Raw genomic sequence first — 14,016 nt, forward strand, 5'->3', positions numbered from 1 at the left:
CGCTTCCCAAACCACACCATTTGAAAGGGTCTAAACAATGAAGTTAGCGTCCAAAATCCCCCTCCTCGGCCTCGGCGTCGTCCTCTCCCTGAGCATGGCCGCCTGCGGCGGCTCCGCCCAGGGCACCAGCGTTGTCACCGCCACGGCGGAGGTGAAGACCGACGACGGCCTAGTCATCAGCGGCGAAAACATCGCGGACAAGGCCACCTATGACAAGGCCAAGACCCAGACGCTGAGCCTGTACTCCGGCTACACCGAGTCCTCCGAGAGCGCCCTGGTGGCGGCCTTCACCAAGGACACCGGTATTAAGGTCAACGTGGTGCGCCTGACGCCGAACAAGCTCGCCGAGCGCGTCCAGTCCGAGCAGGGCGCCGGCAAGCTGGGCGCGGACGTCATCCGCACCTCCGACTACCGGATCGCCAAGACCCTGGAGGACGCGAAGGTCTGGAAGGCCTACGACGTGCCGGGTGCGGCGCAGTTCAAGGACGTCTCGATCGACGGCGGCCAGTTCACCCGCATGTTCAACTCCGTCTACACCCTCGGGTACAACACCCAGCTGGTCAAGGAAGCGGATGCGCCGAAGTCCTGGGCCGACGCCGTCGGCGGAAAGTGGCAGGGCAAGCTGGGCATCGTCCAGGGCGGCTCCGGCGGCAGCACCGCCTCCTTGAGCCGGTTCATGGAGTCGAAGATGGGCCAGGACTACTTCGCCAAGTACGCGGCGCAGAAGCCCACCATCTATGACTCCCTTGGCGCCGAGGCCACCGCGCTGGCCCGCGGCGAGGTGGCGGTGGGAACCGTGACCATCAGCGGCACCAACATCTCCGCCGTGCAGGACAAGGCCCCGGTGAAGTTCATTGTTCCGGACGAGGGACTCGTGGCCTACGACTACTACCTCGGCATGGCCGGGTCCGCCACGAACGTTGAGGCGGCCAAGGTGTTCATGAACTACAACCTGTCCAAGCAGGGTCAGAAGGTTTTCGCACAGCTGGGCGAATACCCGGCCCGCACCGACGTTGAGCCGCCCACCATCATGGGCATCAAGCTGCCGGCCGCCGACTCCGGCAAGGTCTATCGGATGGCGAACTCCGACGCGACCACGTTCGGCAAGGACGACCTGGCCAAGTGGAACAAGGTCTTCGGCTACAGCAAGTAACCCGCAAGCTGCCCGGGCCCTGAGGCCGCGGGCAACGGACCGCAGTGGGGCGGCGAATGATGATCACCGGGATCATCGCCAATTCGCAACGTGCGCCGCCCCGCTGCGCCAACCCGCAATCCCTGAGCGCCGGTCCGTAACTAATCCGCGCAGACTCCCAGCGCCGGATATGCTCTACCAAGCCGCTGCAGACACCCTCCGCCGCCGAGCAAGGGTTCCGGTCCGCCCCTGCGTGAGCCGGCCGACGACAGTGCCGTAAGCGGCTGTCTCGCAGTAGCCGCTCTCAAGGAGGAGACCAAGGTGACTAAGACCGCGCAGCGCACCGCTGCTCCTGCCGGCGACGCCCCCGGCAAACGTCCGCAGCGGACTGCCCCCCGCCGCCTTGTCCTGCTGATGGCTGCGAGCGTGATCGCAGTCCTGGCTCTGGGTTTCCTCGTTCTGTCCGGAGGCATCTTCCAGCCCGCGTCCGGCGTGGAGCCGGAGGGGACCATGACCGCTGTCCAGATCATTCCCCTTGTCATCCTCGTCGTGATGTTTGTCGTCGCTACTAAGTGGCCGTTGAACATCGGCGTCATGGGGCTGGTCGCATCCTTCGGCGTAGGGTACTTCATGCTCGGCATGACCGATAAGGAGATCCTGGCGGAGTTCCCCGCCAGCATTGTCCTGACGATCATCGGGGTGACCTATTTCTTCAGCATGGCCCAGCGGAACGGCACCATCGACATCATCGTGCAATCCTGCGTGCGCCTGGTCCGGGGCAAGACCATGCTCTTGCCCTGGGTGTTTTTCCTCATCGCAGCCACGCTGACGTCGCTGGGTACTTTCTCTCCGGCCGCTGTCGCGCTGCTGGCACCGGCTGCCCTGGGCTTCGCCTACGAATCACGCATCCATCCCGTGCTGATGGGTGCCTTCATCATCAACGGAGCCCATGCTGGCGGCTTTTCCCCGTTGTCCGTTGCCGGCGTGCTGGTACACGACGTCGCACTGAAGAACGGCTTCCCTATTTCCCAGGGGGCACTCTTCACGGCGAGTTTCGCCCTCAACCTCATTCTCTCCGCCCTCACCATTGCCGTCTTCGCCCTCCTGGGCAGGCTTCGCGAGGGTGAGAACGGCCAACATGCGGATCTCGACACAACCCGTACTGCTCGTCCCCACGGCCAGCAGATCCTTACCCTCACGCTGATCGCCATCATTCTGGTGTGCACCCTTGGGTTCCACCTACCGATCGGCTTTGTCGCCCTTTCTGCCGGCCTCCTGCTGGCCTTGATCAACATCAACGAACACCAGACGTTCATCGGCGGCATCTCCTGGTCCACGGTCCTCCTCGTGGCCGGCATGATCACCTATGTCTCCCTGCTCCAGCACGTGGGCGTCATCGACACGCTCGCCAAGCAGGCCTTGGCGCTCGGCGCCCCACTGCTGGTCGCACTGGTCCTCTGCTACGTGATCGGCGTCAGCTCAGCCTTCGCTTCCTCGACGGCACTGCTGACAGCGTTCATCCCCCTCGCCGGTCCGCTCCTGGCCACCAGTTCGTTGAGCGCTTCGGGAACAGTCGCGGCGCTGGCTATTGCTGCCACAGTTGTGGATGTCTCCCCGTTCTCCACTGACGGTGCGCTCGTGGTGGCCAGCGCAAGTGAGAGCGACCGGCAGCGCGTCTACCGCCAGCTCATGGCCTACGCCGGCGCAGTCGTGCTGGTCGGTCCGGCGCTAGCCTGGGGACTGCTGGTACCGACCGGCATCATGTGATCGTTCCTGCGACCCGTCCAGATAGCCACGGCGCTCCGTCTCGTGGGCGCTGGGGCCCACCGGTGCGGGGAAGACCAGGCTGGTGAACCTGATGATGCGCTTCTATGAGCTCGACGCCGGGCGGATCACGCTGGACGGGGTGGACGTCGCCGCGATGTCCCGGCACGAGCTGCGCTCGCGGATGGGCATGGTGCTGCAGGACACCTGGCTGTTCGGCGGGACCATCCGGGACAACATCGCCTACGGCCGGCCTGCTGCTATCGAGGCGGAGATCCTGGAGGCGGCGAAGGCGACCTGCGTGGACCGGTTCGTGAAGTCCCTGCCGCAGGGCTATGACACCGTGCTCGACGACGAGGGCGCCAATGTTTCGGCGGGGGAGAAGCAGCTGCTGACGATTGCCCGGGCCTTCCTGGGCCGGCCGTCAGTGCTGATCCTGGACGAAGCAAACGTCGTCCGTGGATACCCGGACGGAGGTGCTGGTCCAGAAGGCGATGAGCGCGCTGCGGAGCGACCGGACGTCGTTCGTCATTGCCCACCGGCTGTCCACTATCCGCGACGCCGACCTCATCCTGGTGATGGAGGCCGGCCGGATCGTGGAGCAGGGGACGCATGCTTCACTGCTGGAGGCCGGCGGGGCGTATGCGGCGCTGTACGAGGCGCAGTTCGCGGCGCCGGTGGCGGAGGTTTAGGGACGGCAAACTCCCCAGCCGGTGATGGGCTGGGGAGCGGCCGGACTAGTCATGTTCGCTGAGGGGCGGGCCCTACGGCTGGGCCGCCACGGGAGCGGCCTCGTTTGTACCCTCGTCCTCCCGGCGCATGGCTGGAAGTGCGATGGTAGCCAGCAAGCCGAGGAGGATGATGCCGGCGGCGCTCAGCGTGGTGATCCGGGCTGCGGCCACCATTGCTGTCTCGGCCGCGGCCTGGGCGGCCGGACCGCCCTGGGGCAGCGATCCGATCTCGGGAATTGCCGCTCCGGCGGAGCCCTTGACGACCGAGACGATCGTTGTACGGGCATTCGAATCGAGGCCTGGCACTGTACTCAGGTTCTCGGTGGCCTGGGCTGCAAGGGTCGAGACGAGCAGTGTGCCGAGCACGGCGATGCCGAGTGCTGAGCCGAGCTGCCGGAAAGTGCTCTGCAGGCCGGACGCCTGTCCGCTCTGGCTGACCGGGACATCCGCGAGGATCACGCTCGTGAGCTGGGCCGTGGCCATGCCCACGCCGATGCCGTACAGGAACAGCCAGGCCGCCAGCACCCATCCGTTCGCGGTGAGGCTGATGCTGAGGCCCAGCCCGGTGATGGCGACGGCCTCGAGGAGTAGGCCCACACGCACCACGCCGCGACCGCCGAGCCGGCGGGTGAGCTGGGCTGAACCGCCGGAGATCAGGAAGGTGCCAACGGCCAGGGACAGGATCAGGAGTCCCGTGTCCAGGGCCGTGTATCCGAGAGCGCCCTGCAGGAATAGCGGCAGCGCGAAGAGCATGCCGAATTCACCCAGCGCCACCACCAGGGCCGCGATGCTGCCGTAGCGGAAACTGCGGATGCCCATCAGTGTCAGGTCGAGCAACACCGGTTTGCGGGCGCGCGCCCGGGACCGCTCGACCAGCACGAACGCGACGAGCATGGCCGCGCCGAGCACAAAAGCGACCGGGACCGGCGAGATCGACCAGCCCCAGTGGAAGCTGCCGACAGTGAGCTGCTCCGTGGTGGTCCACCAGCCGTAGCGCTGGCCCTCGATCAGTCCGAAGACGATTGCGCCGAGTCCGAGGACGGACAGTCCGACGCCGGCAATGTCGGCACCGCGTTCGGCGTGCGGGTCCTTCGTCTCCGGTACCCAGAGCAAGGTGCCGACCAGGACGATCACGGCGATCGGGATGTTGATCAGGAAGGCCCAGCGCCAGCTGAAGTCGGTGGTCAGCCAGCCGCCGACAAGCGGCCCGACCGCTGCCATACCGCCGATGGTCGAGCCCCAGATTGCGAAGGCGATTCCACGTTCCCGCCCGGTGAAGAGGGCGTTGACGGTGGAGAGGGTCGCTGGCAGGATCATGGCGCCGCCGGCACCCTGGAGGAGCCTCGCCGCGATCAGCGTCGCCCCGGAGTCCGACATGGCGGCCAGAACGCTCGCGATGCCAAAGATAATGATGCCGACGATGAGCAGGCGCCGCCTGCCGAAGATGTCGCCAATCCGACCGACCGTAATCAGGAGCGCGGCGAAGACCAGGGCGTAGACGGAGTTGACCCACTCGGCGTCGGCGGCGGTCAGGTTGATGTCGCGGATCAGCACGGGGAGAACGACGTTGACGACCGTGGCATCCATGATGATGATCGAGACGGCGAGGGCGATGATTGGCATCGCCTTCCAACGCTTGGGGTGCAGCGTGGTGTCGGCAGGGCCGGGAAGCGCGTCGGTCACGGTGGTTCCTGATCTCTCGTGGTGTATGGGTAATACAGTAGCTTACTGACATGCTGTCAGCATCCTAGGCCTTCGTTGGGAACCTCGTAAACTGGCGTCTCCACTGGCTGGCTCGCGAACAGGGCTGGCATGCCGAAGATCTCCGCCCCGACCGTCGGAGAGCACCGTGTGCGCCAGCGCTCCCTCTCCTCGAGGCGGCAAATGAGCTGCTCGTCAGCGGGGGGGTGAACGCAGTGACGCCCGCCGGAGGGCTCGATGAGTATGGGCGCGTGACACTGCAGCTCGTGCACGAGTGCGCGCACCGGCCGGCCGGGCGCTTTTCGCCGCGCAGCAGCTTCCGAAGGAGCGTCTGGCCCGGTTGGATGAATGCACCGTGAGCAGGCTGCGCCGTTTAGGCAGGTGCTACGGGGAGCTCCGGGTGCCCGAGGCCGCGGGCGGGGCGTACGCGCCGCAGTTCGCTACTCCGGTCGCGGAGGTTTAGGGGAATACCCCCTAGTGCGACGCCCCGGCGGTCACCTCTTGAGCGCCAGATGTTGCGTCACCGCCTCGAGCATTTAGCCGACCAACGGTCGATCCCTCATCGTGAACCGACCGCGGACTGCGTCCTCCCCGCAGGCAGACGCCAGCCCTGCTGTTGCTTCATGATCGAATCCGTTGACCGGGCTGACGAGGCGGGGAGTACGAAGATTCGCGCGCTGCACCGGCACGGCCGGCCGCAGGTGGGGCATGAGTAACCCTCACGAATCGAATCCGCCTTCCAGAATTCTTGGACGTCTCCCCGCGCCGTAAAGCCCAGGGTTTCTAGAGGACCCTGAATGTGGCAGCCTTCGTCGTCCATCCATCCGATGGAGACGACGCTCGTGGCGCCCTTAGCGAACAGCGCTTCCACGACCGTTCTAGACACTTCCGTTCCAACGCCCGTTCCGCGGGCCTGGGAGTCAACGGCTACGGATTTCAGTAGGCCCGTCAGGTTGAAGGCAAGTTCGGGCACCAGGTCAGCTACTTTTTGTCTCTGGTCCTCAGGGAACATTGACAGAAGATCGTCGGCGGAGGACGGGATTACACCGGTGGCCGCTGCGACGACCGCAGTCCGCGACGACGAAGATGCAACATAGGCGACCTTTTCGGGGTCTTCCGTATATTCGAGTAGCTCTTCGCGGCTAATGTATCGGGCACCCAAGGCGTTTCCGAGTACCGAGAGGGCCGCCGGTACGTCCGCTACGGTCATTGGTCGTGCGACTATCTCATTCATGCGCCGGAAGTAGTAACGTCCAGAGCTCACCGTCTTGTTCTCGGAGTCATATCCGGTCCACATACCTTCCAGCGAGTGATCAGGTGTCATCTCTAGGAAGAATGCTCCGAGGCCAACGTCGTGCGGGTCATCTGCGACATACCTGCCGTGAATTCGTCCACTCCTGTCGATGTCGCCTTCAAGCAGCCACCGTCGGTTAGTGCCAACCTCTTGTGTGGGTCCCCAAACTTTGTGGCCGCGCTGACGCAGTTCTGCGATGGCTTTGGTATAGATCGTCTTACCGTCTTCGATGTCCTCGAACGTGCTTCGGTAGAGGCCAGCAACGGGAAAACGGCGGCTCAACATCGCTCCTCGGACGACTTTGTATCCAAACGTGACGCCCGTCAGTACTCCTGCGCCTACCAAGCCAATTGACACTTGATACGCCATTTCAGCGATGTCAAAGTTCATGGTGTTCCCCCCAATTGAATCCGCGGCCTACGTCGAGGACGCCCCATTCGATGCCCCAGAGTACCAATTGAAACAATTGAACTCTCACAGGACTGGCCAATGGTGGCTGGTCCTAGGTAAGGGCCGTTTCGTTCTGGTCCAGCAGCCAAAAGTCGAACAAGTTCCTCATCTCCCCGCCCGGGCGGCGGCGACGGCGAGGTCGGCGATCGCCGTGCGGAGGGGCTGGAGGCCGCCACGGTCGCGTGAAGGGTGGACGCGATTGGTCAGCAGAACGACGCTGACCTGCGTGTCGCGGTCGAACAGCAGGGAGGTTCCGGTGAATCCGGTGTGCCCGCGCATCGTGGCAGTGGCTCCCATGAACTCGGCGTCGCCGATGCGGAGGCCGAGCGAGGATCCAAAACCGCCTTCGGGTGATGCGGTCGCGCGGCCCAGCATTGGCGTGAGCGCGTCGTCCCACATCCATCGCCCGAGAACCCGTCCTGAGCCCACGCGGAGCTGCTCAGCGAAGCGCAGCAGCCCGCGGGCCGTTGCGAAAAGCGCGGCATTACCGGCCGCGCCGCCCAGCGACCAGGCAGCCTCGTCGTGGACGACGCCGTGCACCACTCCGCGGTTGAATTCCGGCTGGTACTCGGTCGCGGCGGTGAGCGCCGGCTCCGGGTCGGCGGTCACCCCGCTCAAGCCCAGTGGCCCCAGGGTGTATTCCTGCACCAGTTCCCGCCATCGGCGGCCGGTCACCGCTTCGAGGTACGACATCGTGATGTTGTAGTTGACGCTCGAATACATGAACCGGGTGCCAGCCGGCGCCTCAAGCGGCGTCGCGAGGAGGTCGGCGATGAGTGCCTCCCGCCCGGTCGGCGGCGTCGACGTGAACGGTGCCCCGGAAGGCCCGCTTTCCAGCTGCCGGGCCAGCGGTTCACGCCAGCCGACCCACTCTGCCGGCAGCCCGGAGGTGTGGCTGAGCAGCTTTCGCAGCGTGACCCGCGAGCGCTCGCCGTCGCGGTAGGCAGGGAGTGCGGCAGCGATGGGGGCGTCGAGTTCGACCACCCCGGCGTCGGCCAGCGAGAGGGCGGCGTGGGCGGTGAAGACTTTGGTGACGGAGGCGAGGTCGAACATGGTGTCCGGCGTGACGGGACCCTGTTCCTCGACATTGATCCGTTCCAGCGCCCCGCGCCACATGGCCTGGGTTCCCAAGTAGAGCTCAGCGGCTGGCTCTCCCGCAATGGCCACGGCGCATGCGGCGCCCGAGAACCGACCCGCCTGGATGCCGCGGCTGAGCTGCTCAAGGACCTCATCCTCCAACACACCCCAACTCTCCGATGCCGGCTCGGAGCGGGTCAGCACCCCCGCCCGTTTGCCCCCGAAGCTGCTTTGGCCAGGACGCTGGGCTGCAGCAGGCTTGCGGCGCCCTCGTCCAAGACGAGGGTGGCGCGGTGAAACGTTCACGGCCATCTGGACCGATGATGATCGTCTTGGAACTGGGAGGCCAGCAGACTCAAGACATCCTGCGGGCTACCTCATCTGGAAAGTTCAAATATTTTGGGGTCAAGAATGACTCGTCGGATGCTTCGCTTGTCGGCGAAGGGAACGATACGTTCCGTATTAGCGGGGTCATCTAGCTCAAACAGAAACTCAAAACCCTCTGGTTCATTCCGTGTTCTCTTGAGGTCGACGTAAGTTCCATAATCCAATGAGTAGATATTGTACCGAAGTCCCGGATTATCTCGGTCGCTGTATCCGCGAGAGATTAGATGGATGAGTCGAAGGTCAAATAATGACTCGATCATCGGATGGCCAGAGTGCTCCCGAGCCAGTAGGAACATCTTAGCCTGACGAGTTCCAATCACGTCAGTCATAATGCGGTTTAGGGCAACTCGTTGCGCCGCAGACAGAACGGTTGACTTGTCCGTCTCGTACCAGTCGCGAGCGGCCTCTTCTACCGAATTAAGATCTATCTTTTTGCGACCGGAACGGGTTGCACGAAAATAGGCCGAAGTGAATATTCCCAGGAAATCTCTGACAACCCCTTCGCCGGCGCGGACGAGTTCGACGAAAGTTGCTGACTCCGTAAAGAATTTGGTTCGAAATCCAACCGCGCTCTTCACGCCGCGGTTGGCCAGAAAATTCCTAGGCAACTCAGCATCTACGTGTTTGTGCAGCAATTCAAGGAACATATTGACGACATGTTCGGGATTTCTGTCGTATACGTAGTAGTCATCTAAATCGAGGTTCGCCGAAAGGTCGCTACCTACTTCAAATCCAACGACACCGCCCGCTTCGTTCGACAAAGCAAAATGGGATCTATATTCCAAAGATGCAATCTTGACAGTTACCCGTGTGCTGGGAAAGAAACCTCGCTTTAGAAATTCAGCTATGTAAGGTTGAACGTCGGGGGGAATGGCTGTCCATTCATCTATGAGGACATATAGTGACTCAACGCCAAGAGCAGACAGGGCAGAGTCCAGTAATGTCGAGATCTCGGCGAAGACCACCGTATCTCGAAGTACCTCACTAAATTCTTCACGCCTGTCAGTCTTTGACTCGGAGCCCGTCTTCAGTTTGGCTCCGATGTTCACTGCTGGAAATAATGTAGCATCTAAATCCACGGAATCATTCTTTGTCCGCGAATTCGAGGTATTGACATTTCTCGACGTTATCTCAGAACTCTTTTGAACGACGGCCTGGGCAAATAGAGATACCTCCTCGATGCCGGAACCATCTCGTTTGGGGTCAGTGGCAATATCGAGCAGTTGTGCCTGCATAAGCGAGAGTAAGTCCTTGAAAACACTTACGCAGCGTACCGTGAGGGGTTGGGAGTCATCCGACATGAGCTGAGCGCTACCGAGCAGGCGGATATCGATGTAGATCACGCTGTGCCCGGCACGCTTATTTACGTCGGCGCCAAGGACTTGAAGAACATGGGACTTGCCGGTACCCCGGCGGCCGTAGAGGATCTGGTTATTAGGATTTGCCAGCTGCGGCAGGACGCCGGTTTCAACGTAGGTCTTTTCAAGTACCGCAACATCCGGTTGCCGCTCCGACCTGGGGCGAATATTGCTGATTGCTCGCGCAAGGTTTTGATCGCTGAGAAGTAACTCCGAAGACATGATTCCCCCAAATGAACGTGACGGGCCGGACGCGAGCACGAGGATTCGCAGCACCTCACGGACTTCTTTGCCGGTTCTTTATATGAGCATAGCGCCCGATCATCGGATGTGGGGTCATTACAGGTTGCAGAGTGAAGAATCCACTCGCGGCCACGTTCTAGGTGAGCATATCGGAGATTGGCTGCTAGCGATGCAGTGGGATCTGGGCCGTTCAATCGCCGCGCTAGATCGGAATTTACCGCGAGCCATGAACTTGGTGAGGTCGGTAGCATTTAGGCTTCTGAAATCGACCTAAGCCAAAACCCGACGCAGGACCTAAAAGGAGAACCTCGATGTCGCCCAGAAGTCTGGCTTCGCTAAAGCTATCTGCTGCCGTAACGCTGGCGAAATATACTGATCCAGCGCTTCACTACGCCTTCCTCACATACGATCGACAAGGTGAGGTCGACGGGCCTCTGGGCCCTGCCGACGTTCTATCGGCCAACCTGCTGAGCATGAAGCTCGGTTGGAAGGAAGTCGTTCCAATGTTTGCGACCGGCGATGGTCCAGAGCAGAAGTTGCGTCTAGCACTCGACAGGGCCCTTGATGAGCTAAGGGATGCCAGTCCGTTTGAGGCCTATGAGTCGACCGAGGAGCTTGAGGAAGCGGTTGGTACGCTGGCGGCGGCAAATGCGGCTACGGATGGAGTGGTGAACTGGACTCCAGTGACTGTGTCGAAGGTGCTGCACCGGCGACGGCCCCATATCGTGCCCATCAATGACTCTCGCGTTCGAAAGTTCTACGATGTCAAGACCAATGAATCCAAGAAACTGCGGGCGGCTCTCTGGACGGATATTCGCGCCAACGAGGACTGGATGCGCCCTCTAGCCTCGTCGACCACTACTCCAGATGATCGGCCACTGAGTCTCCTTCGGCTAGCAGACATTCTGATTTGGGGCTCCTAGGCCGCTCGGAGAAAAGCACGGTGCGCCGAGCGAACCGCGGCACCGGCCATCCTTGGATCACGATGGCCGCTGGGCGGCGCTGCCGCAGAGACGCCCGGGGTAGCATGCGCGCGGACGGCTGGCGCCTACACAAGCGGCCACGGATACCGCATGCCCGTGCGGTCCACCGGCAGCGTCCCGGCGAGCAGCATCCGCTGGACGCGGAGCTTCAGCGCGGTGACCTCGTCGTCGTCGAGCAGTTCCGCCAGCTCCGCGGGGACGGCCTCGGCAAGCGGGGCGATGTCCTGGAGCAGGGCCTCGGGGATGGGGTCGCCGGCGAAGTCCCAGATCACGGTGCGCAGTTTGAACGCCGCCGCGAAACACAGCCCGTGGTCAATGCCCCAGATCCGGCCGTCTTCGCCGCGGAGCACATGGCCGCTTTTGCGGTCGGTGTTGTTGGCGACGTAGTCGAACAGGGCGATTCGGGCCAGCTGGCGGTGGGTCTCCGGGGCGTCCTCGAACAGTGTGAAGTAGTGCTCCTGGAAGTCGCACTCGATGAACCACTGCAGCGACCCGACGCCTAGGGGAGCGTCCTCGCGGATCACCGTGGGCGGTACGAAGCCCCAGCCCATCGATTCGCTGAACAAGTAGGCGGCGCGTTCCCGCTTGTGGAGTCCGGGCTCGAAATCGGACAGCGGCCGTTCGCCAGCCTCCGGCTTGTAGACCGCGTACCCGACATCCTCCCCGCAGGTGACTTGGACCAGGAACGTCTGGTTGCTGCTGCGCGGGATGAGACCGAGCAGCTCAATGCTGCCCTCGGTGAGCAGCCTCAGCTCGTGGCCGGACACCAGCTGCCTCGTTTCATGATGTCCTCAGTCCGCTCAGCGGTTCCGCCGTCGAATTCACCATGAGCACCGCCGGATCCTGGCCTTCCACAAACGAGATGGCCGACACCGTGCCCGGACTGATGACGATGCGCTGGAAGAGGTCCAGTGGCGTGCCGAGGGCGTGGGCGACGGCGGCCTTGATGGGATCGGCGTGGGAGAAGCACACCACCACACCGCCTGCGTGGGCCGCGCACAATGCCTCCAGCGCACCGACAATCCGGCCCTGCATCTCCGGGAAGCTCTCGCCGTCCGGGAAGCGGAACGCGGACGGGTTGTGCTGCACGGTGTGCCACTCCGGCAGGACCGCTAGATCGGCAATCGCGGCGCCGGTCCACTCGCCGAAATCACACTCCAGCAGCCCGTCGTCGTGCTTAACCGCCAGTCCCGTGCGCACCGCCGTCGGCTCCGCCGTCTCGCAGGCGCGCTCCAGCGGCGAGGAGTAGAGGGCGTCCACTGGCAAGTCGGAGAGCTGTTCGGAAACCCGTTCCGCTTGGGCCCGGCCCCTGTCGGACAGGTGCAGTCCCGGCGCCCTGCCCGGCAGGACCATGCCCGTCGTCGGCGTCTCCCCGTGGCGCACCAACAGCAGGAGCGTTCCCTGCCGTGGGGGCTCCGCTGAAGGTCCGGACGTCACTGTAGTCATCACTTTTCAGCGTAGGGGGTGCCATGCTCCCGAGGCGAGGTCTACGGTGGAGGAGTGAGTGATCGCCCCGAAATCTTCACTGTTGGTGAACTGCGTGCCTCCGGGCACGTCCACAAGGACCTGCGCCGCGAAATCCGCGACAACCTGCTGGCCGCGCTCGCCGCCGGCCGCGACCCGTGGCCCGGGATGTACGGCTTCAGCCGCACCGTCCTGCCGCAGCTCGAACGCGCCCTGCTCGCCGGGCACGACGTCGTCCTGCTCGGCGAACGCGGCCAGGGCAAGACCCGGCTGCTGCGCACCCTGGCCGGGCTGCTGGACGAGTGGTCGCCGGTGATCGAGGACTCCGAACTGAACGAACACCCCTACGAACCCCTCACCGAGCACTCCCGCGCCCGCGCCCTCACCGAGGGGGACCGGCTGCGGGTGGCGTGGCGGCACCGCTCCGAACGCTACGTCGAGAAGCTCGCTACGCCGGACACCTCCGTCGCGGACCTGATCGGCGACGTCGACCCGATGCGGGTGGCCGAGGGCCGCCGCCTGGGTGACCCGGAAACCATCCACTACGGCCTGGTCCCGCGCTCCAACCGCGGCATCATCGCCATCAACGAACTTCCCGACCTCGCCGAGCGGATCCAAGTCTCCATGCTCAACGTGATGGAGGAACGGGACATCCAGATCCGCGGCTACGTGCTGCGGCTGCCGCTGGACGTCCTGGTGGTCGCCTCCGCCAACCCGGAGGACTACACAAACCGGGGCCGGATCATCACCCCGCTGCGGGACCGCTTCGGCGCCGAGATCCGCACCCACTACCCGATCGAGCTCGACGACGAGGTGGCCGTCATCCGGCAGGAGGGTCACCTGGTGGCCGGCGTCCCGCCCGTCATCCTCGAAATCCTGGCCCGCTACACCCGGGCGCTGCGGCAGTCCCCGGCGATCAACCAGACCTCCGGGGTGTCCGCCCGGTTCGCCATCGCCGGCGCCGAAACCGTCGCCGCGGCCGCCCTGCGCCGCGCCAGTGTGCGCGGCGAGGACCAGGCCGTGGCCCGGATCATCGACCTGGACGCCGCCGTGGAAGTCCTCGCCGGGAAGATCGAGTTCGAATCCGGCGAGGAAGGCCGGGAACAGGACATCCTGGACCACCTGCTGCGGATGGCCACAGCCGAGGCCGTGCGGGCGCACTTCCACGGCCTCGACATGGGCGCGCTCGTCGCCGCCCTCGACGGCCACACCACGGTCACCACCGGGGAGCTGGTCACCGCGCGGGAGTTCCTCGACAACCTCCCGTCGCTCAACGGATCCAGCCTCTACGACGACATCGGCGCGCGCCTCGGCGCGGAAAACGACGGGCAGCGCGCCGCCGCCGTCGAACTGGCCCTGGAGGGCCTCTACCTCGCCCGACGGATCTCCAAGGACTCCGACGACGAGGCGACGGTTTACGGTTAGGCGCCGT

Annotated in this window: 10 protein-coding genes and 1 pseudogene; 5 read left to right on the forward strand and 6 right to left on the reverse strand. The window is 63.9% G+C overall.

All coding sequences use genetic code 11. The features are described 5' to 3' along the window. The first annotated feature begins 37 nt into the window (after positions 1 to 37). The 3 genes and pseudogenes from ACZ5Z0_RS11325 to ACZ5Z0_RS11335 all read left to right on the forward strand — a co-directional run. On the forward strand, positions 38 to 1,153 hold the full coding sequence (locus ACZ5Z0_RS11325; RefSeq protein ID WP_464108511.1) for an ABC transporter substrate-binding protein: 1,116 nt from the start codon (positions 38 to 40) through the stop codon (positions 1,151 to 1,153). 300 nt (positions 1,154 to 1,453) lie between these two features. Beyond that, positions 1,454 to 2,899 (forward strand): SLC13 family permease, encoded by a 1,446-nt coding sequence (locus ACZ5Z0_RS11330; RefSeq protein ID WP_464108512.1) that lies wholly within the window; start codon positions 1,454 to 1,456, stop codon positions 2,897 to 2,899. A 49-nt stretch (positions 2,900 to 2,948) separates the two neighbouring features. Then, a pseudogene (locus ACZ5Z0_RS11335) lies at positions 2,949 to 3,588 on the forward strand (ABC transporter ATP-binding protein); the annotation flags it as partial. Positions 3,589 to 3,660: 72 nt separating this feature from the next. Here ACZ5Z0_RS11335 and ACZ5Z0_RS11340 read toward each other — a convergent pair. The 4 genes from ACZ5Z0_RS11340 to ACZ5Z0_RS11355 all read right to left on the reverse strand — a co-directional run bounded on the left by ACZ5Z0_RS11340 (position 3,661) and on the right by ACZ5Z0_RS11355 (position 10,116). Further along, the gene (locus ACZ5Z0_RS11340; protein WP_464108513.1) at positions 3,661 to 5,310 is read right to left on the reverse strand and encodes an MFS transporter; all 1,650 of its coding nucleotides are present in this window, start codon (positions 5,308 to 5,310) and stop codon (positions 3,661 to 3,663) included. A 577-nt stretch (positions 5,311 to 5,887) separates the two neighbouring features. Beyond that, positions 5,888 to 7,012 (reverse strand): GNAT family N-acetyltransferase, encoded by a 1,125-nt coding sequence (locus ACZ5Z0_RS11345; protein WP_464108514.1) that lies wholly within the window; start codon positions 7,010 to 7,012, stop codon positions 5,888 to 5,890. A 165-nt stretch (positions 7,013 to 7,177) separates the two neighbouring features. Continuing rightward, positions 7,178 to 8,314 (reverse strand): serine hydrolase domain-containing protein, encoded by a 1,137-nt coding sequence (locus ACZ5Z0_RS11350; RefSeq protein ID WP_464108515.1) that lies wholly within the window; start codon positions 8,312 to 8,314, stop codon positions 7,178 to 7,180. 212 nt (positions 8,315 to 8,526) lie between these two features. Beyond that, positions 8,527 to 10,116: an ORC-CDC6 family AAA ATPase gene (locus ACZ5Z0_RS11355; protein WP_464108516.1), complete on the reverse strand. Its 1,590-nt coding sequence runs from the start codon at positions 10,114 to 10,116 to the stop codon at positions 8,527 to 8,529. A 332-nt stretch (positions 10,117 to 10,448) separates the two neighbouring features. Here ACZ5Z0_RS11355 and ACZ5Z0_RS11360 point away from each other — a divergent pair, with 332 nt between their 5' ends. Beyond that, positions 10,449 to 11,060 (forward strand): DUF6308 family protein, encoded by a 612-nt coding sequence (locus ACZ5Z0_RS11360; protein WP_464108517.1) that lies wholly within the window; start codon positions 10,449 to 10,451, stop codon positions 11,058 to 11,060. Between the two features lie 125 nt (positions 11,061 to 11,185). Here ACZ5Z0_RS11360 and ACZ5Z0_RS11365 read toward each other — a convergent pair whose 3' ends face one another. After that, complete coding sequence (locus ACZ5Z0_RS11365; protein WP_464108518.1) at positions 11,186 to 11,887, reverse strand: SCO1664 family protein; 702 nt, start codon at positions 11,885 to 11,887, stop codon at positions 11,186 to 11,188. A gap of 13 nt (positions 11,888 to 11,900) precedes the next feature. Beyond that, positions 11,901 to 12,566 carry a histidine phosphatase family protein gene (locus ACZ5Z0_RS11370; protein WP_464108519.1) on the reverse strand — a complete coding sequence of 222 codons (666 nt, stop codon included), beginning with the start codon at positions 12,564 to 12,566 and terminating at the stop codon, positions 11,901 to 11,903. Positions 12,567 to 12,620: 54 nt separating this feature from the next. Here ACZ5Z0_RS11370 and ACZ5Z0_RS11375 point away from each other — a divergent pair, with 54 nt between their 5' ends. Then, complete coding sequence (locus ACZ5Z0_RS11375) at positions 12,621 to 14,009, forward strand: sigma 54-interacting transcriptional regulator (RefSeq protein WP_464108520.1); 1,389 nt, start codon at positions 12,621 to 12,623, stop codon at positions 14,007 to 14,009. The last annotated feature ends 7 nt before the right edge of the window (positions 14,010 to 14,016 follow it).

The organism is Arthrobacter sp. T2-23 (assembly GCF_055398325.1).